At 66.3% G+C, this 18,661-nt stretch carries 16 protein-coding genes; 9 read left to right on the top strand and 7 right to left on the bottom strand.

Annotated features, from left to right (window positions below):
- Window positions 1-21: 21 nt before the first annotated feature.
- Complete coding sequence (locus tag AC5Y47_RS15545; RefSeq protein ID WP_499944920.1) at window positions 22-2,058, top strand: PE domain-containing protein; 2,037 nt, start codon at window positions 22-24, stop codon at window positions 2,056-2,058.
- Here the strand turns inward: AC5Y47_RS15545 and AC5Y47_RS15540 are convergent.
- Window positions 2,039-3,553, bottom strand: coding sequence for a class I adenylate-forming enzyme family protein (locus AC5Y47_RS15540; RefSeq protein WP_499944988.1), 1,515 nt, complete (start codon window positions 3,551-3,553; stop codon window positions 2,039-2,041). The two genes, AC5Y47_RS15545 and AC5Y47_RS15540, sit on opposite strands and share 20 nt — an antisense overlap.
- Window positions 3,554-3,646: 93 nt before the next feature.
- Here AC5Y47_RS15540 and AC5Y47_RS15535 point away from each other — a divergent pair, with 93 nt between their 5' ends.
- Entirely contained in the window at window positions 3,647-4,513 is an 867-nt protein-coding gene (locus tag AC5Y47_RS15535) for an SDR family NAD(P)-dependent oxidoreductase (protein WP_499944918.1), read from the top strand.
- Window positions 4,514-4,520: 7 nt separating this feature from the next.
- Here the strand turns inward: AC5Y47_RS15535 and AC5Y47_RS15530 are convergent, their stop codons facing one another.
- A complete protein-coding gene (locus AC5Y47_RS15530; protein WP_499944917.1) occupies window positions 4,521-5,327 on the bottom strand; it encodes an enoyl-CoA hydratase/isomerase family protein in 807 nt (268 codons plus the stop codon).
- 110 nt (window positions 5,328-5,437) lie between these two features.
- On the opposite strand from AC5Y47_RS15530, the gene AC5Y47_RS15525 reads away from it, so the two are divergent.
- The 7 genes from AC5Y47_RS15525 to AC5Y47_RS15495 all read left to right on the top strand — a co-directional run bounded on the left by AC5Y47_RS15525 (window position 5,438) and on the right by AC5Y47_RS15495 (window position 13,102).
- Window positions 5,438-6,688, top strand: a complete 1,251-nt coding sequence (locus tag AC5Y47_RS15525) for a hotdog family protein (RefSeq protein WP_499944915.1) — start codon at window positions 5,438-5,440, stop codon at window positions 6,686-6,688.
- A 3-nt stretch (window positions 6,689-6,691) separates the two neighbouring features.
- Window positions 6,692-7,498: an enoyl-CoA hydratase/isomerase family protein gene (locus AC5Y47_RS15520; RefSeq protein ID WP_499944912.1), complete on the top strand. Its 807-nt coding sequence runs from the start codon at window positions 6,692-6,694 to the stop codon at window positions 7,496-7,498.
- On the top strand, window positions 7,495-8,742 hold the full coding sequence (locus AC5Y47_RS15515) for an acyl-CoA dehydrogenase family protein (RefSeq protein ID WP_499944910.1): 1,248 nt from the start codon (window positions 7,495-7,497) through the stop codon (window positions 8,740-8,742). Before AC5Y47_RS15520 ends, AC5Y47_RS15515 begins: the two co-directional genes overlap by 4 nt.
- On the top strand, window positions 8,739-9,554 hold the full coding sequence (locus tag AC5Y47_RS15510) for an enoyl-CoA hydratase/isomerase family protein (protein ID WP_499944908.1): 816 nt from the start codon (window positions 8,739-8,741) through the stop codon (window positions 9,552-9,554). The genes AC5Y47_RS15515 and AC5Y47_RS15510 overlap by 4 nt, the downstream gene beginning before the upstream one ends.
- Window positions 9,551-10,351 carry an enoyl-CoA hydratase/isomerase family protein gene (locus tag AC5Y47_RS15505; RefSeq protein ID WP_499944905.1) on the top strand — a complete coding sequence of 267 codons (801 nt, stop codon included), beginning with the start codon at window positions 9,551-9,553 and terminating at the stop codon, window positions 10,349-10,351. The genes AC5Y47_RS15510 and AC5Y47_RS15505 overlap by 4 nt, the downstream gene beginning before the upstream one ends.
- Entirely contained in the window at window positions 10,348-11,820 is a 1,473-nt protein-coding gene (locus AC5Y47_RS15500; protein ID WP_499944903.1) for a class I adenylate-forming enzyme family protein, read from the top strand. Before AC5Y47_RS15505 ends, AC5Y47_RS15500 begins: the two co-directional genes overlap by 4 nt.
- Before the next feature lie 103 nt (window positions 11,821-11,923).
- Window positions 11,924-13,102 carry an amidohydrolase family protein gene (locus tag AC5Y47_RS15495; protein ID WP_499944901.1) on the top strand — a complete coding sequence of 393 codons (1,179 nt, stop codon included), beginning with the start codon at window positions 11,924-11,926 and terminating at the stop codon, window positions 13,100-13,102.
- A 296-nt stretch (window positions 13,103-13,398) separates the two neighbouring features.
- Here the strand turns inward: AC5Y47_RS15495 and AC5Y47_RS15490 are convergent, their stop codons facing one another.
- The 5 genes from AC5Y47_RS15490 to AC5Y47_RS15470 all read right to left on the bottom strand — a co-directional run bounded on the left by AC5Y47_RS15490 (window position 13,399) and on the right by AC5Y47_RS15470 (window position 18,658).
- Window positions 13,399-13,797 carry a nuclear transport factor 2 family protein gene (locus AC5Y47_RS15490; RefSeq protein WP_499944899.1) on the bottom strand — a complete coding sequence of 133 codons (399 nt, stop codon included), beginning with the start codon at window positions 13,795-13,797 and terminating at the stop codon, window positions 13,399-13,401.
- Window positions 13,794-14,837: a zinc-binding dehydrogenase gene (locus AC5Y47_RS15485; protein WP_499944986.1), complete on the bottom strand. Its 1,044-nt coding sequence runs from the start codon at window positions 14,835-14,837 to the stop codon at window positions 13,794-13,796. The genes AC5Y47_RS15490 and AC5Y47_RS15485 overlap by 4 nt, the downstream gene beginning before the upstream one ends.
- Window positions 14,838-14,967: 130 nt before the next feature.
- Entirely contained in the window at window positions 14,968-16,503 is a 1,536-nt protein-coding gene (locus tag AC5Y47_RS15480; RefSeq protein WP_499944898.1) for a class I adenylate-forming enzyme family protein, read from the bottom strand.
- Entirely contained in the window at window positions 16,503-17,705 is a 1,203-nt protein-coding gene (locus tag AC5Y47_RS15475; protein ID WP_499944896.1) for an acyl-CoA dehydrogenase family protein, read from the bottom strand. Before AC5Y47_RS15475 ends, AC5Y47_RS15480 begins: the two co-directional genes overlap by 1 nt.
- Entirely contained in the window at window positions 17,702-18,658 is a 957-nt protein-coding gene (locus AC5Y47_RS15470; protein ID WP_499944895.1) for an acyl-CoA dehydrogenase family protein, read from the bottom strand. Before AC5Y47_RS15470 ends, AC5Y47_RS15475 begins: the two co-directional genes overlap by 4 nt.
- Window positions 18,659-18,661 lie beyond the last annotated feature (3 nt).

The following is an 18,661-nucleotide window of genomic DNA, read 5'->3' as shown; positions in this document are numbered from 1 at the left end:
TGGCCGGGTTGGAGGACAACGATGTCGTATCTGATCACCGCACCAAACCTCTTGACGGCAGCAGTCGCAGACGCGGCGGGCATCGGCTCCGCGATCTGGGCGGCCAACCAGGCGGCGTTGGCTCCGACGAATACCGTGCTGGCCGCTGCGGCCGACGAAGTGTCGGCGGCGATCGCCTCGCTGTTCTCCGGTCACGCCCAGGCATACGGAGCGGCCAGCCTGCAGGCGGCCGCGTTCCACGAACAATTCATGCAGGCACTGGCCAACGCCAGCAAGGCTTATGCCTCCGCCGAGGCGATCAACGCCGGTCCGTTGCAGCCCCTCGTCGACCCCATCTTGGGCGCGATCAATGCGCCGACGAATCTGTTCCTGGGGCGTCCCTTGATCGGTGATGGTGTCAACGGCGTGGCGGGCACCGGGCAGGCCGGTGGAGACGGCGGGATTCTGTGGGGCAACGGCGGCGCGGGCGGGTCGGGTTCGCCGGGGCAGGCGGGCGGGCGCGGCGGCAACGCCGGACTGTTCGGCAATGGCGGTATCGGCGGCACCGGTGGTCTGCGTGGCGCGGCCGGTGGTGCCGGTGGCACGGGCGGGTTGTTGTGGGGGAACGGCGGGGCCGGCGGCACCGGAGGACTCGGCGGCAACCTGTTCAGCTTGACGGTGCCCGGCAACAACATACCGATCGCCGGCGGAACCGGCGGAGCCGGCGGCGCAGCCTATCTGTTCGGCGCACCAGGCGCGACCGGCGCGACCGGGAACGTCTCCTCGGTGTTGTATGTGACAGAGACACAAGCCGCGGCCGCTTACGCTCTGGCCACGCCGGACGCGAATTTCCTGCTGATCGGCACCGACGGCACGAATCTGAGCAGGGTCCTGGCGCTGGGCGCCGGCCCCACCGGGACGCCCAACTTCCACGCCCTGATGACGCAGAGCACCACGTCCGCGTCGACGATCATCGGGCACACCACCATCTCCAACCCGTCCTGGACCACCATCCAGACCGGTGTGTGGGGCGAGACGACGGGCGTGAGCAACAACATCTTCACGCCGTGGACGTACGACGACTGGCCGACCGTGTACAACCACCTCGAGAACGCCTACGGCGACCAGGTCAACACCACGGTCATCGCCGACTGGAACGTCATCACCGAGATCGCCGCCGCGGGCTCCAACCCCGCCGACAACATCGAATTCGTCCCGCAGGTCGCGGGCGACCCGGACTGGCTGGCGACGACGGACCTGGTCGGCCAGAAGGCCCAGGCCGCGATCCTGGCAGCCGACCCAGACAAGGGCAATCTGATCTTCGCGTACTTCACCGGCCCGGACGTGAACGCCCATGCATGGGGCGGTGATTCGCCGCAGTACGCACAGGCGCTGCGAAACATGGACGCCAACCTCGGCCTCGAGTTGGCGGGGCAGCCGGAGGCGACCCGAGGCCTGCTGGGTGCGGTCGCCGACTGGGAGGCCGACCTTTCCAACAACGGCGAGGAATGGACCGTGATGGTGGTCACCGACCACGGAGAGGTAGGACCGCCCCAGCCGTTCGGCATCACCCACGGCTTCCAATCACCTTTGGAGACAGCGTCATACGTGATCTTCGACCAGGCGTACGCCAACCCGCTCACGACAGACGGCTGGATCAACAACTCGTGGCAGATCGTGAGCACGACGCCGACGATTCTGGATCAGTTCAGCCTTCCGACGCCGGGCTATATGCAGGGTGCGCCGGTTACGTCGCCGGTCTACGCCGGCACCTACGTCGATCCCGGCGCGAACCTGTTCAGTGTCCTCAGCGCCGACTTCGCCGCCCAGGGCTATCCCGATGTGCCGGACAACCTCCGACTGGGGTTGCGGACCATCGCCTCCTCGATTCCGTACTTCATGTACGAACCGATCCAAGGCATCGTCGACGCGATGCCGGACTTCTTGCAGCTACCGGTGTCCTGGATCGGCGCCGGGGTCTACCAGACGGTGAACATCCCCGCACAGATCGCCGTCCGGTTCACCGGTGTGACCGGCAACCAGATCATCCCCCCGATACTCAACCCGTTCCACAGCTAGACTCGCCCAGGCGTTCGGCGACCAACCGGGGCCGACCCGCCGCCAGCGCGGCGAGCTTCCTGCGCTCGACCTTGCCGTTGGCGTTGACCGGCAACGGTTCTGCCCAGATCACCAGTTCCTCGGGCAGTTTGAATTTCGGCAGTCCACGGGACAGCAGCGCGGCGGCGACGTCACCCAGAGACAACGCGATGCCCGGTCTCAGCACGATAGCCAGCGCGAGGCGCTCGCCGGTCGTGGTGTCGGCCACCGGATAAGCGGCACACTCACGGACCCCGGCGATCCCGGACACCACCTCTTCCACCTCGGCGACCGGGATCTTCATGCCGTTGCGGATCACGATGTCTTTGATCCGGCCGACGACACGCACCCGGCCGTCGGCGATTTCGGCGACATCACCGGTCCGAAACCAGTCGCCGTCGAAGGCGAGCTTGTCGTCGGCGCTCTCGGTATAACCGAGGAACGCATGCGGACCCCGGATACAACACTCGTTCGGATCCGCCGTCGACCCGACCCGCACCTCGACGTCGGCGAGGGCCACGCCGTCGTCGGCATGCCTGGTGTCTCGGGGCTCGCCGCGCAGACCGGCCGTGCTCACCGGGACCTCCGAGGAGCCGTAGGCGCGCATGACGACGATGCCGAACTCGTCCTCGATGCGCTCGACGATCCGCCGATCCAGCATGGTGCCGCCGAGGAACACCGCACGCAACGGGACCGGGTACCGCCGCGCCACCGCCTCGTCGAGCATCCTGTCCAGCAACCGATCCGGTCCCCCGTACCACGTCACACCCGATGCGACCATCAACTCACAGGTCGACACCGGATCCCAGCGTTCCTCGAGCACCACCGGTATCGCCAGCATCGGCGAGATGAACAGTGCTTGCACCACCCCGGTGACCGACGCCAGCGGACTCACCAGCAAGATCCGGTCCTGCGCCGTGAGCCCCGCCGCCGCAATGTAATTGACCGACGCCTTGGTCAACGTGCTCAGCGAGTGGATGACCCCCTTGGGTCGCGACGTCGTACCGGAGGTGTACAGCACGAGACACGGTTCGTCGGCTGGGCGGGACGGCTCGATACCACCGGTGGTCAAGCTCCCGACGGTCTCGATCCACTGTAGGGGGATATCGCCGGAGGGCGCCCAGTTCGGGGCCGCCCCGAAACGGGCGCCCGTCCGCGCGGCGATCTCCGCGATTTGTGCTGCACCCGCGCTGCGCGCCACGAGTAAAACCACCGCGTCGATGCGCAACGCGGCGTGCACGGCCACCGTCGATTCGACGTCGTTGCCGACGACCAGCACGACGGAATTGCCCGCCGTGACACCGGCGTTCAGCATCGCTCGCGCAGCGACGTCGATGCGCTGATCCAGTTCGGCATAGCTCAGTTGGGCACGCCGATCGATGACCGCGGGCCGGCCGGGATGCCGCGCCGCGGCGAGCCGAACCGCATCCGCGGGCTGCGCCGACCAGAATCCGGCCGCGCGGTAGCGGGGCCGCAACGCTGCGGCTCGCCGGTGCGCATTCTCCAGCAGGCCCACGACGCCCTCCGATGCAAATGACTGTTCTCGATTGGGTAAATGTAACCTCTCCCCATGCCGACAATGACTTTCGACAACCAGGTGGCGGTGGTGACCGGTGCGGGCGGCGGGTTGGGCCGTTGCCACGCTCTCGAGTTCGCCCGCCGCGGCGCGAGAGTGGTGGTCAACGATCTGGGCAGCGCGGTCGACGGCAGTGGCACGTCCTCGTCGGCGGCCCAGTCCGTGGTCGACGAGATCGTGGCCGCCGGAGGAACCGCGATCGCCAACAACGACTCGGTGGCAACCGAGGAAGGCGGCGCCGCGATCATCGCAGCCGCGATGGACAATTTCGGGCGGGTCGACATCCTGGTGAACAACGCGGGGATCCTGCGCGACGCCGCGTTCAAGAACATGACCGCCGACCAGGTCGACGCGGTCATCGAAGTGCACCTCATCGGCACGTTCAACGTGACCCGGGCAGTCTGGCCCGTCATGCGGAATCAGAATTACGGCCGCATCGTCCAAACCACCTCCGGCACCGGCCTTTTCGGAAACTTCGGGCAGGCCAACTACGGTGCGGCCAAGATGGGCCTGGTCGGGATGATGCATGTACTCGCGATCGAGGGTGCCCGCAACAACATCGCGATCAACGCCATGGCGCCCATCGCCCGCACCCGGATGACCGAGACGATCATGGGCGAGTCGGGCAAGGTCATGGACCCCGAGCTCGTCACTCCGGTGGTGCTCTACCTGTCTCATCCCAGCTGCGACCGCACCGCGCACATCTACTCGGTGGGCGGAGGAAAGGTGTCACGGGTCTTCGTCGGCATGACGAAGGGAATCCAAGACGCCGCCCTGACGCCGGAGAAAGTGGCGGAGTCGATAGACGCGATCGATGACAGTGCCGCATTCACCATTCGGGGCGGACCCGCCGCCCGCTGACCAGGCGTCAGCGCCCCGAGAAACGGGGCCGGCGCCGCTCGGCGAACGATGACAAGCCCTCCTGAAGGTCACTCGTGCGCGACACCACCTCCTGAGCCCACGCCTCCTGCTCGAAAGCACGGTCACGTCCCGATTCCGACGAGACCGCCAGTAGCCGCTTGGTCAAGCCGAGCATCACCGTCGGGCCGGCCGCCAGCCGCAATGCGAGCTCTTCGGCGGTCGCATCGGTATCGTGCTGCGCCACCACACGATTGACCAATCCGAGGCGTTCGCAGGATGCTGCGTCGACGGGCTCACCGAGCATCAACAGCTCGGTCGCCTTGCGCAGGCCCACAATTCTCGTCAGCAGATGTACAGCACCGGAGTCGGGCAGGATACCGCGATGGACGAACGCCTCGACAAGCCTTGCCTCGGTGGACATGACGACCAGGTCGCAGGCCAGCACCAGGCTGGCGCCGGCGCCGGCGGCAGTGCCTTTGACCGCGGCGACAACTGGTTTGTCGCAGTCCAGGATGGATCCGATGAGCCGCTGCCACCCGCGCTGCAACATTCGCGCCACATCACCCGGACGTCTCTCTGCGGCAGGCGACGCCGACGCCGACAGTCCCGCCCCAGCGCAGAAGTGCCGCGTGCCGCTCGCGCTCAGCAGGACGGCGCGCACGTCGGGGTTGTCACCGGCTTCCACGAATGCTTCGGTCAGTGCGTCACGCGCCAAGGGCGACAAGGAGTTTCCCGCGTCGGGCCGATCGATCGTGATCCTCGCGACGGCGTCGTCGCCGATCCTGACGACGATCCCGGACTCTTCTTCACCCATACCGCTCTACCCCTGCGTTAACGGCGTTTCCGCTTTTCGGGTATCTTAATTTCCACTCTGTCTGGCTGCGAGTCCGGCTACCGCACGGGCCACAACGAGGAGGCAGTGCGATGGCCGAGACCGGCCGGATCACCGATGAGGGGCTGGCCCGATTGCGCGCCACCATCGGTATCGCCGTTCCGCACACCCAGCCTCCGCACTATTTTCGTCCGAACGAGGACGCGTTCCGCCATGTCGCCGAGAGCTACGGCGATTCCAACCCGTTGTGGGCGGATCCGGAGTACGCGGCCAAGACCGTCTGGGGCGAGTCTGTCGCCCCGCCCGCTCTGGTCGGCGGCGACACGCTGATCGGTGAGGACGAGGTTGCCGCGCTGTCCGACGAACAACGTGCCCTGACCAAGGGCGACCCGCTGCGCGGTGTGCACGCGTTCTACGCCTCGTCGGCGCGGGAATGGTGGGCCCCGTTGCGCGCGAATCACCGGGTGTATCGGCGCAATGCGCTGGTGGCGGCGCTGGACAAGTCCAGTGAGTTCGCCGAGCGCGCCATCCACGAGTGGTCGGCCCAGGTGTTCCGGGACGACGAGGGCACGATCCTGGGCGGCCAGTACCGCAACATGATTCGCACCGAGCGCAGCAAGGCGCGGGGCCGAAAGAAATACGACGCTGTCGAGCCGAAGACGTGGACCGCCGAGGAGATCGCCGAACTCGACGAACGGTATGCGCGCGAGACGGTGCGCGGTGCGGACCCGCGCTGGTGGGAGGACGTGAACGAGGGTGACGAGGTCGGACCACTGACCAAAGGGCCACTCACGGTGACCGACATGATGTGCTGGCACGTCGGCATGGGCACCGGGATGTACGGTGTCCGGCCGCTGCGACTGGCGTGGCGCAACCGGCAGCGCATCCCCCGCTTCTACACGCTCAACGAGCACGGCGCCCCGGATGTGCAGCAGCGGGTGCACTGGGATCCGAATGCGGCGCGAAACGCCGGTAATCCCAACACTTTCGACTACGGTCGGATGCGCGAGACCTGGCTGATCCATCTGTGCACCGACTGGATGGGTGACGACGCATGGTTGTGGAAACTCGACTGCGAGTTCCGGCTGTTCAACTATGTGGGCGACGTGCACACCATCACCGGCATCATCGCGCGGAAGTATCTCGCCGAAGGCGACCGTCCCGCCGTCGATCTCGAGCTGGCCGCGACCAATCATCGGGGTGAGGTCACCGCACCCGGTCACGCCACGATTCTGCTGCCCAGCCGTGCACGCGGGCCGGTTCGCCTGCCCCGCCCGCCCGCCGGCGCCACCAACCTGACGGAGCTGCTGACGGCGGTGTCCGCGCAGTTCGCCGAGCGCTGACGCATGGAGTACCGCAGTGTCCCGGGACTTCAAGCCGCACAACACGGCTCGATATTGCGGCTGACGCTGGACCGTGCCGATCGCCGGAACGCCGTCGACGACGTGATGCTCGATGCGATGATCGGCCACCTCGCGGCATCGGGGACAGACGAGTCGGTGCGGGTCATCCGTATCGATGCGCAGGGACCGGACTTCTGCGCCGGCTCCGACCTGATCGCCAACAACGCGAAATCAGAACGCAAACCCCGAGTCGGTAGCACGCAGCGGCGGCTGCCCAACAAGGCCAATCGGCTCATTCCGCTGATGCTGCAAACCCAGGTGCCGATCGTCGCGGTAGTGCGGGGCTGGGCGGCCGGCCTCGGTTTTCACATCGCCATGGCCGCCGACTTCTGCGTGGCGGCCGACGACGCCAGGTTCTGGGAACCGTTCATGGCTCGCGGGTTCACCCCCGACAGCGGTGCGGCATGGTTGCTGCCCCGACTGATCGGGATGGTCCGCACCCGCCAGTTGCTGATGCTGGGCCAGGAGATATCCGGGACCACCGCGGCGGACTGGGGCATCATCCACGGCAGTGTCGAGGCGGACCAATTGGACTCCGACGCGGCCGAACTCGTGTCGATGCTCGGCGAAGCCCCCACCGTCGCGCTGGGTCTGACCAAATGGCTGTTGCACAGCGGCCATGGACTCGACCTCGACCGCCATCTGCAGAACGAGGCCATGGCACTCGAGTTGTCCAGCCGCAGTGAGGACTTCCGCGAGGGTATGGCCGCATTTCGGGACAAGCGCGACGCGAAGTTTCAGGGCCGATGACACGACTTCCGATCACCAGCAACAGCAGCGTCGCAGAGGCCGTCGCGGCTGTGGAGCAGTGGGTCGCCGACCAGGTACCGGCGGCGTGGCGGTCGGCGGCCGGGCGGGGTCCGAACGCCTTGCGCGCCAACCGCAGCCCCGACGAATACCGGCAGTGGTACCCGGTCTTCGCGCAGTCGGGCCTGGTCGTCCCCACCTGGCTACCCGAGCACGGCGGACTCGGTGTCACAGGCGAAGTCGCCGGTGCCGTAGAAGCAGTGCTGCGGCCGCTGCGGCTGACCCGACTCAATCCGCTCGGCCTGAACAACACGGCGGCGGCGCTGTTCAGCCACGGCACCGAGGAACAGCGGCGGCGCTTCCTGCCGCCGATCGTGCGCAACGAGGAGAAGTGGTGCCAGCTGTTCAGCGAACCCGGCGCGGGATCCGATCTCGCCTCGCTCGCGACCCGCGCGGTGCGTGACGGTGACGATTGGGTGATCACCGGACAGAAGGTCTGGACCACCTGGGCAGACGAGGCCGACTTCGCGATCCTGCTCGCCCGCACCGACCCGGAGCAGCCCAAGCACAAGGGCATCACCTACTTCCTGCTCGACATGCACCAACCCGGCGTCCAGGTACGGCCCCTGCGCCAGATCACCGGTGAATCCGAATTCAACGAAGTCTTTCTCGACGGCGCCCGGGTTCCCGACGCACATCGTGTCGGCGACGTCGACGACGGCTGGCGGGTCAGCGCGGCGACGCTGTCCAGCGAACGGCAGATGGTCTCGGGCTCCGGATCCGGTGGCATGGGCCGTCTCGGTGGGTTCAGCGCCGAACGATTGATCACCCTGGCTCAGGAGACCGGCCGCTGGGACGACCCGGTGATCAGGGTCAAGGTGATGCGGCTGTGGGCCCAGGAACAGGTCCGCGGCTGGACCAATGTGCGTGTGCGCAAAGCGCTCTCGGCCGGACAATCCCCCGGCGCGGCGTCATCGATCGGCAAGGTGCATCAGGCGACCCTGAATCAGGAGATTCAAGATTTGATGGTGGACCTGCTGGGGACGTCCGCGGTCGCGTGGCCCGCCGGCGACGATCCGGACGAGTTGCCACCCGAGGTCCATGGCATGTTGCGCAGCCTGGCCAATGGGACCGAGGGCGGCACCACCGACATCAACAAGAACATCCTCGGCGAGCGGGTACTAGGCCTGCCCAGGGAACCGGATCCGTGGAAGGGTAAGCCCTGGAAAGAGATTCCGCGCTCGTGAGCACCTACGAACGCCTGATCGTAGAGAAGTCGGACGGCATCGGATGGCTCGTCTTGAACCGGCCGGACGCCGGCAACGCGTTCGACGCACTGATGCTCGACGAGCTGGAAGCCGCATGGGCCGACCTGGACACCGATCCCGAGGTGCGGGTGATCGTCAACACCGCCAACGGCCGGTCGTTCTGTACCGGGATGGACGTCGTGCAAGTCGCCCGCGACAAGCAAGCCATGCGACGGCATTCCCGGCGCACCAGGGATGCCACGCTGAGGATCTCGTCGTGGCACTGCCAGGTGTGGAAGCCAGTCATCGCGGCCGTGAACGGCGTGTGCGCGGGCGGGGGGCTGCATCTGGTGGCCGACGCCGACATCGTGATCGCCGCCGACACGGCGTCCTTCGTCGACCCGCATGTGTCGCTGGGTCAAGCGGTGGCTTATGAGGCGATCACCCTGTTACGCAAGTCGCCCATGGAAGCAATCACCCGAATGGCATTGAGCGGCAAAGGTGAACGCATCTCCGCCCAGCGCGCCTACGAGTTGGGGATGGTGTCCGAGGTGGTGCCGGTCGAGCGGTTGCGCCCCACGGCAGAGCGGCTCGCCGCGACCATCGCCACCAATTCACTGACGGCCATGCGGGCGACCAAGAGAGCGCTGTGGCGAGCGCTGGAAGTCGGTTTGACCCAGGCGCGCAGCGAAGCCGCCGACGAGATCTGGCGGCTACGCAACCATCCCGACCACGCAGAAGGTGTGCGGGCGTGGCGGGAAAGGCGCGTTGCGCAGTGGCAGCCGCTGTCGGATGTGGCGGAACTCCGATGACCTATCAGCGGCTGATCGTCGAGCGGCACGGTCCCGTCGGCTGGATCATCAACAACCGACCGGACCGTCTCAACGCATACGATGCCGTGATGCGCGCCGAATTCCCCAGAGCCTGGGCGGATTTGGATGCCGACCCGGCTGTCCGCGTCATCGTGCACACCGGCAACGGGCGGGCCTTTCAGGTGGGTGCCGACGTCGAGGACCTGGACGGTGAAGCCGTGCAGCAGTTCCAGGAAACGATGCGGACGCTCGACCTCAAACTCACCGGCTGGCACTGCAACGTCGCAAAGCCGATCATCACCGCCGTCAACGGTGTCTGCGCGGGCGGCGGACTGCACTGGGTGGCTGACGCCGACATCGCCATCGCCGCCTCTGACGCGTCGTTCGTCGACCCGCACGTGTCCATCGGTCAGGTCTCTGCGCTGGAAACCATCGCGTTGATGCGCAAAGTACCCGCCGAGGCCGTGTTACGGATGGCGTTGGTGGGCAGTCACGAACGGTTGAGCGCACAGCGCGCTTACCAGCTCGGCATGATCAGCGAAGTCGTCGATCCACCCGAAAAGCTGCGTGACGTGGCGCAGGCACTCGCGGAAAAGATCGCCAGGAATTCGCCGGCCGCGATGCGGGCCACCAAACGGGCATTGTGGGGTGCGCTCGAGTACGGTCTGACCGACGCGTGCCGGGCCGGTGCCGAGCACCTGACGTCGATGTGGGGTCATCCGGACCAGAACGAAGGACCCGCCGCATTCGCAGACAAGAGAACGCCCAACTGGCAACCACTGGAACCAGATTCATGAGCCTGGCCGTCCTGCTCGACGGATTGCCCGACGTAGCGGTGCATACGCTCGTCGGCGACGTGACTGCCGGCGAGTTGTCCGCGAGCGCCGAGGGGCTCGGCGCGCTGCTGACCGAGTCGGGGTTGACGACCGGACAGGTCGTCGCGGCGATGTTGCCCAACGACGCGGTCACCGTCGCCGCACTGTTCGGCACCTGGCGGGCGGGTGGGGTCTACACCCCACTCAACCCGCGGGCCGCCGACCCCGAACTGGCCGCCCAGTTCGAGATCCTGCGGCCAGTCGCGGTGATCACGACTCCCGATCTGCGGCAACGATTTTCCGGCTACGGGCTGACCGTCGTCACCGGCGCGCACCTGCAATGGTCGGCGGATCCCGCGGCGCGGCCCCTGACCAACCCCCGCCAGTACGACGACGATGTAGCGCTGCTGCAGTTCACCTCCGGGACCACCGGGCCGCCCAAGCCGGTGCCGTTGCGGCACGCGACCGTACTCGACCTGATCGACCGGTTGCTGGCGAAACTTCGCGGCCCGAAATCCGCTGCCGGCGCGCTGACCAGGACACCGATGCCGAATCTGGTGCCGTTGTCGTTGTCCCTGTGGGCCGGAATCTACCAGGTGCTGTTCGCGTTTCGCGCCGGCTCGGGAGTGGTTCTGATGGACCGCTTTTCGCCGGCTGACTTCGCGGCGCTGGTTCGCAGACACCAGCTGCGTTCCACGGTGTTGCCGCCGGCGGCGTTGACGATGGTGCTGCACGACGGAGCGGTGACCGATCTGTCGCCGCTGAAGATCGTCCGGTCGATCACCGCTCCCCTGTCGCCGACGCAGGCCCGCCGATTCCGGGACAAGTTCGGCGTGCTCGTGCTCAACTCCTACGGCCAGACCGAACTCGGCGGCGAAGTCGTCGGGTGGTCGGCCGCCGACGCGCGGGAATGGGGTGAAACCAAACTGGGCTCGGTGGGACGGCCGCTGCCGGGCATCGACGTGACCATCGCCGACGACGAGGTGCTGGTCCGCACGCCGACCACCGCGGCACGCGACGTCGATCCCGCCTTCCTGGACCGGTTGACCGACGACGGGTGGTTCCATACCGGCGACCTCGGCTGGTTCGACGACGACGGCTTCCTGTGGCTGGACGGCAGGGTGTCGGACATGATCAATCGCGGCGGGCTGAAGGTGTTTCCCGGCACGGTCGAGGATGCGTTGATCGGAGCGGACGGCGTGCGGGATGCGGCGGTCGTCGGAGTTCCCGACGAAAGGCTCGGCGAGGTGCCCTGGGCGTTCGTGGTCCGTGCCGATCCGTCGCTGACCGAACCCGACCTGGTGGCCTGGTGCCGTGGCCGATTGACACCGTATCGCGTCCCGGTGCGGATCGTGTTCGTGGATCAGCTGCCGCGCAACGACGTTGGCAAAGTCGTCAAACGTGAGCTCGTGGCACTCGCCGACGGGGCTCAGGCGCCTGTGCGGCACTGAGAATAGTCGATCTCATTGCCCCGCACATGGCTCCGGCGGGGTGCGAGAACCTGTGTTCTCGGATTCGGATATAGTGATCTCCGAACCTGCGGAGGAGGCGGCTATGGCGGACGGACGGGCATTCGAGGTCTGGGATGCCGACAACCATATGTACGAGACCATCGACGCCTACACCCGCTATCTGCCGGAGAAGTACTCTGAGGCACTGAAATTCGTCGACATCAACGGCCGCAAGAAGCTGCAGATCCTCGGCACCGTCACCGAGTGCATTCCGAACCCGACCTACGAAGTGATCCCCACCCCCGGCGCCTGGGCCGACTACTACCGCGGAATCAACCCGGACGGCAAAACCCTGCGCGAACTCGCCAACCCGATCCGCTGTCCCGATGAATTCCGGCGCCCCGACCTGCGCCTGGCATTGATGGACCGCCAAGGTGTCGACGGCGCGGTGATGTTCCCGACCACGGCGGGCATGCTCGAAGAACGCACCAAATCCGACACTGAACTCACGCACGCGGTGACGCACGCGTTCAACCGCTGGCTGCGCGACGACTGGACCTTCAACTACCAGAACCGCATCTTCGCGGTGCCGGCGATCTCGCTCAACGATCCCGCCAAGGGCGTCGAGGAACTCGAGTGGTGCCTGGACAACGGAGCGAAGACGGTATTGATCCGGCCGGCCCCCGTCCCGCGTTCAGATGGCACTTCTCGCTCCCCCGCATTGCCCGAATTCGACGACTTCTGGCGCCTCGTCGAGTCGTCGGGCATCTCGGTGCAGATGCACAATTCCGATGCGGGATATGACCGCTACCTGAACGACTGGGAAGGCGGCGATGAGTTCCAGGGCTTCCAGCTGACCAAGCTTCGCGGGTTCATCTACGAGGAGAGCCGGCACATCTTCGACACGCTCGCGGCATTCATCGCCCACGGCGTGTTCGAACGTTTCCCCGGTCTGCGCATCGGCGTGGTCGAGAACGGCGGGTCGTGGGCACAGCGACTGATGGAGGTCTTCGACCGGGTGTACCGCAAGAAGCCGCGGGAGTTCAGCGAGCACCCATGCGACGTCTTCCGCAGGCACGTGTGGGTCAACCCGTTTCACGAAGAGGACATGTCCCATCTCATCGACGTGCTCGGCGCCGAGCGCGTGATGTTCGGCTCGGACTACCCGCACCCCGAAGGCCTGGCCGAGCCCGCGGAGTTCGTCCGGGAGCTCTCGGATCTGCCGGAGGCGACCGCGGCCCGGGTTATGGGCGGCAACCTCAAGGAGTTGATCGGCGTCTGAGGGGGCTGGCGCGTTCGGCGTGAATCCTGGGCTTTGCGCGTGAATCCTGGGCCTTGCGCGTGAATCCTTGGCTTTGCGCGTGAATCCTTGGCTTTGCGCGTGAATCCTGGTAGGTATTTCGCCAATTTTTCCGCCGTGGCTTCACCCCGAAAGCCGTCACTTCACAACCAACGCCAGGGATTCACACCGAAGCCGTGCGAGTAGGACCTGGATACGGCCAAGCACCATTTCCCGGCGAGTCGACCGCCTCGCCAGGCCCAACGACCAGACCGGTCGGCGACGAGGACTAGCGACTCTCAGCCGGCAACAATGACGAGCCGAACAGAGGTGAACTTGCGCTTGCGGATCCGCCAGCCGTCACCGGTGCGCACCGCTTCGTCGTCGTAGTATCCGACCGCATTAACCCCAGAGCCGTCTGCGGCGAGTATCAACGCGTCGAGGTAGGTCCGCAGCGTCGCGGTGTCACCGTCGACGGCAACGACCTGGTTGCTCATCCGATGCATGGTGTTCGCGGCTCCCGCGTGGGCCAGGTCCATGAACTCGGTGACCTCAGCCGCTCCGGTCCACTGCCCGACCTCGCCGTAGTCCAGCTCGGCATCCACGGTGAAAACCGTTGAGAGCAGCTGGTATTGCCGACTGTCGATCGCAGTGGCGTAGCGAATCGTCAGATCGACAAGCTCGTCGCGGTCGGTCATTCCATGTCTCCGTTCGGGTGTACGACGACCCGGGGCGGTCCCTCGGATCTGCGCGCCTGATCCAAAGCGTCGGGCACGTCGTCTAATCCGATGATCCGGCCGATGCTGGGCAACGGATCGAGCCTGCCCTCGACCACGGCCTCGAGCACGCCGTACCAGTCCTGCGGCATAGGACCACCGCCGAACTGCAGGGTGAGCCCGTTGCGGGTGGCTTCGGTGATGTCGAGGGTGTCGCCGGTGTACCAGCCACCGGCGCAATAGATCCGGCTGTAGAACTCCGCCTCCTTGACCAGGTTCCCGATGAGTCCCGGAGCACCGACGCACTCGAACACGACCGCCGGACCGCCGAAATGGTGTTCGGCCCGCACCTCTCGGAACACGTCGAACACCGACCGTTCGCCCGGATCCACCAAGACGTGCGCACCGAAGCTCGCCGCGGCGAGTTCGCGTCGTTCCGCCTTGAAGTCGGAGACGATGATCGGTTCGATGCCACGGGCGGACAGCGCCGCGACCGCGGACAGTCCGATCGCTCCGGCGCCGATCACGATCGGCGTCTCGCCGGGCTGAATGTTGGCGGCACGCACATAGAACTCGCCGACCGCGAACGCATCCACGACCGCTATGGCATCGCTGGAAACCGATCCGTCGACCACCCTCGCCGTGGCCTCCGGCACGACCAGCAATTCGCCGAAACTGCCTGGCGCGTCAGGGTGTTGACCGATGATGCGCAGACCGCCGGTGCCGCCGTCGACCAACCGGATCGGCATCGACGTGACGCGGGAACCGATCGGAAACGCATCGCTGCAGCCGGGGCCGTGGCCGATCACCTCGCCGACGAATTCGTGCCCCATCACGATGTCGCGGTCGGGGTCGTAGAGCGAGCGGCCCGTCGGGTCATCGACTCCGAGTTCGGGGTGGTCCATGAAGTGGACGTCGGAAGCGCAGATCGCGGTGCTGAGGGTCTTCAGCAGCAGATCACCTTGACCGGGAACGGGATCGGCAGTCTCGCGGACTTCCAGCCGGCCGCCTCTCAACACCACTGCACGCAACGCGACTCACCTCCGCCGACGGTCCAACATTTCGGATATTCGAGATAGGGTTCTCAGAATCCTGGAGTGACCGTAGAAGGCGTCTCCGTGCCAGTCAAGATCGCGGACGAAGTCATGCGGCCTACGTGAACCGCGTCCGCAGTTCGTTCTTCAGCACCTTGCCGGTGAGATTGCGCGGCAGTGCCTGCACCAACTCCAGGCGTTCCGGTGATTTATGCCGGCTCAACCCCTGCGCCTGACAATGTTCGGCCAACTCGGCGAGCGTGACGTCGCTCCCGTCCTCGGCAACCACCACGGCGCAAACCCGTTCTCCGGTGCGGGGATCCGGTACACCGATGACCGCGACGTCGGCGACCGCGGGGTGTTCGGCCAGCACACCCTCGATCTCGAGCGCCGAGATGTTCTCCGCATTGCGGATGATCGCGTCCTTGATGCGGCCGGTGACGACGACGTTGCCGTCGGCGTTGATCCGCCCCCGATCACCGCTACGAAACCAGCCGTCGGCGTCGAAGGCGTCTGCGTCGAGCGAGCCGTCCACGTATCCGAGGAAGCACTGCGGTCCCTTGAGTCGAAGTTCGCCTTCCTCACCGGTGTCGACGTCGCGCTCGTTGTCATCGACGACGCGCACGGAGACTCCCGGCACGGGCCGACCGACGGTGTTATCAAGAATCGCGGGCTCTCCGTCCGGTGGGGGCGAGGTCACGACGGGAAACTCGGTCAATCCCCATGAGTTTGCAACGCCTGCTACCGAAAAGGTCTCGCGAATTTGTCGCCCCAACTCAGCGGTGATGGGCGCACCTCCCCCAACGCAACCGCGGAGATCGGGAAATAGCGGATCCGTGCCGTGCTCGCGCTGCGCGGCCATGAAGGCCACGAAGAAGGGGGTCGCCGAGCCGAGCATCGTCGGCCGATGCGCTGCGATCGCCTTTGGTGTGAGGACCGGATCGAATACGTCGAATAGAACCAGCCGCATGCCGGTGAGCAGACTTGCCGCCAGCATCGCCGCACCGCCAATGTGTGACACAGGAAAGGCAATCGGGTTGACATCACTATTCGACGCACCGAACATGCCGACCACCCCAGCGGACCCGGCGATCACCGAGCGGTCGCAGTGCCGCACGCCCTTGGGTGCTGCGGTGGTACCCGATGAGTAGTAGACCCAGCGCGGCAGGGTTGCTTCCGTCGGCGGCGCGGGCAATAACGCGGGGTCACCGGCCGGAAGCCGTAGGCCGTCGGCAATCGTAGCCGCGTGGTCAACCACCACCACGGTCATCGGCCTATCCTTAGCGAGGGCTCCGGCGAGCTTGACATGGTCAAAGCCGCGCCACACACCCGGCACAATGATCACGTTGGTTCCGAGTTGCGCTGTCACGAAGCCGACTTCGCTCTCGCGCCAGATGGGCAGGATAGGGTTCTGGACGGCGCCGAGACGCGCCAGAGCGACCATGACAACCATCGTCTCCAGCGTGGTCGGCAGCTGCCACGACACTACGGAGCCGTCGCGGACTCCGTCAGCAGCCAACGCCGCCGCCGTCTTCTCCGCTGCTTCGTGCAACTGGGAATTCGTGAGGCTGCGGCCAAAGTCATCAACGAGCACAATTCGGTCGGGGTGTGTCCGTGCTGCGGTTTCGACCAGGCCCCAATACGTTTCGGACATCAGCCGCTCGGCAACAACAGTCGACGTTTCGCGAGGATGTTACGCATTATCTCGGAGCTTCCACCGGAGATCGTATAAGCGCGCGACCACAACCAGCATTCTCGCAGACGCTGTTTGGCCCGCTGCACTTCCGTGTCGTTCGTGATGGATTCGCTTGTGGCGGCGGCGAGTTCGGCGCCGTAGGCAGAAATCCGATGGTAGGTCTCGGCGAAGCTGAGCTTGGCGATCGAGCCGTCGCCGGGCTGGTCGGCGCCGGCGATCAGCCGCTCGACATGGTCGTCGATGAACGACTTCGCCACCTCGACCTCGACGCCCAACTCGGCGACGGCCTGGCGGATGTCGTCGTGCTCCCACGCCGGCGTGCCGTCGACGTGCCCGTAGCGCGCCACCGTCACCAGGTCGTCGATCAGCAGTTCGAGCAGCACCACGTTGCCGCCGATACCGAAACGCTCGAAGTCCAGACCGGCCATGATGATCGACCAGCCCTGACCCGCTTCACCGACGAGACTGTCGGAACCGACCACCACGCCGCTCAGGAAGACCTCGTTCACCTCGATCGCGTCCCCGACGGTGCGGATGGGCCGGACCTGGACGCCGGGCGCGGTCAACGGGACGGCGAACACCGAAAGTCCGTGATGACGTGACGACGTCGGATCCGTCCGGATCAGCGCCAAACCCATGTCGGCCCAATGCCCGTCGGTGATCCACGTTTTCTGTCCGTCGATGACCCAGCTGCCGTCGTCCTGCCGCACACCGCGACTGCGGATTGCGGCGACGTCACTGCCCGCATCGGGTTCGCTGAAAAGCTGGCACCACACGTGCTCGCTGCTGCGGATCGGCGGCAACAGAGTCCGCTTCTGCTCCGGGGAGCCGAAGTGCAGCAGTACATGGGCAGCAAGATTGACCTGGTCGACCGGGCGCGGCGCCCGGGCGCGCAGGATCTCCTCGCTGACGATGCGGTCGTGTAGCGGATGATGGTCAGACCTGCCGCCGTACTCGACGGGCCAGTCCGCACCGACGAAGCCCGCCTCGAACAATCCGGCGAACCAGCTGCGCAATTGCGCTTCCTGCGCGGGGTTCTTCGGCGCCCGATGCCCTTCACGGGCTTCGATGGTAGGCGCGTGTTGCGTGATGTGTGCCCTGACCCGAGTTCTGAACGCCGCCAACTGTTCTGCGCTGGGCCTGGGCCCGAAATCGCTCACCAGCCAGCCTCCTCGGCGAACAGGGCCCGGCTCGTCCGTGCGGTGCCGATTAGCTGTCCGTTGTCGAACACCCGCCGCAATTCGTAGTGCAGCGGATACTCCCAGGTGAAGCCGATCCCGCCCGACAACTGCATGCATTCATCAACGGCGGCAGCTGCTTTCGCGGCGACGAAAGCATGAGCCGACGTCGTCAACACCGCCGCGCGGTCCTCGCCCGCCGCGAGCGCACGAGCCGCCCTCATCACGATGGCACGTGCTTTGACCACGAAGACGAACAGTTCCACCAACCGGTGCTGAACCGCCTGGAAGCTCGCGATCGGAGCCCCGAATGCGATGCGCTCCTTGAGGTAGGACGTCAGCCGCTCCAGCGTCATGGCGACAGCGCCGACCGAGTCGGCGGCGACGAGCACGCGGGCGACCGCCGACAGCCGGCGCGCCAACTCGGCCGGGCCGATCGGCACACTCGGCACGCCGACAACGTCGATGGACCAAACCGGGCGGGTGACGTCCAACAGATCACCGTCAGCTCGGCGACACTGTGGACCCGCGGCGTCGATGAGGTGAACACCGTTGTCTCGCAACGCCACAACAAGATCCACCACATCACCACGGATGACTCGCGTGCCGTCTCCCACGACGATCCCGGCCGTGACGGCACCGCGCAATAGGTCTGGCAGCCAACGCTGTCTGACTTCCTCGGGCGCCGCAGCGACCGCGGCTGCGGACACCACCGTCCCGAACCACGCCGAGCCATCCTGTGCCCGGCCGAGTTCCTCGGCGACGACGCACGACTCGACGGGGCGCCAGCCGGCACCTCCCAGGGTTTCGTCGACGAGCAGGCCGGTCCAGTCCAGCGCCGCCAGGGCGCCGATGGATTGGCTGTCTGCCCGCTCCGCCAGGAACTTGCGCGCCGACGACCGCAGCAACTCCAGGTCGACGTCGTCGTCCGGCACAGG

This window comes from Mycobacterium sp. NGS22, from assembly GCF_059813095.1.
This window is presented reverse-complemented; position numbering and strand designations above follow the sequence as displayed.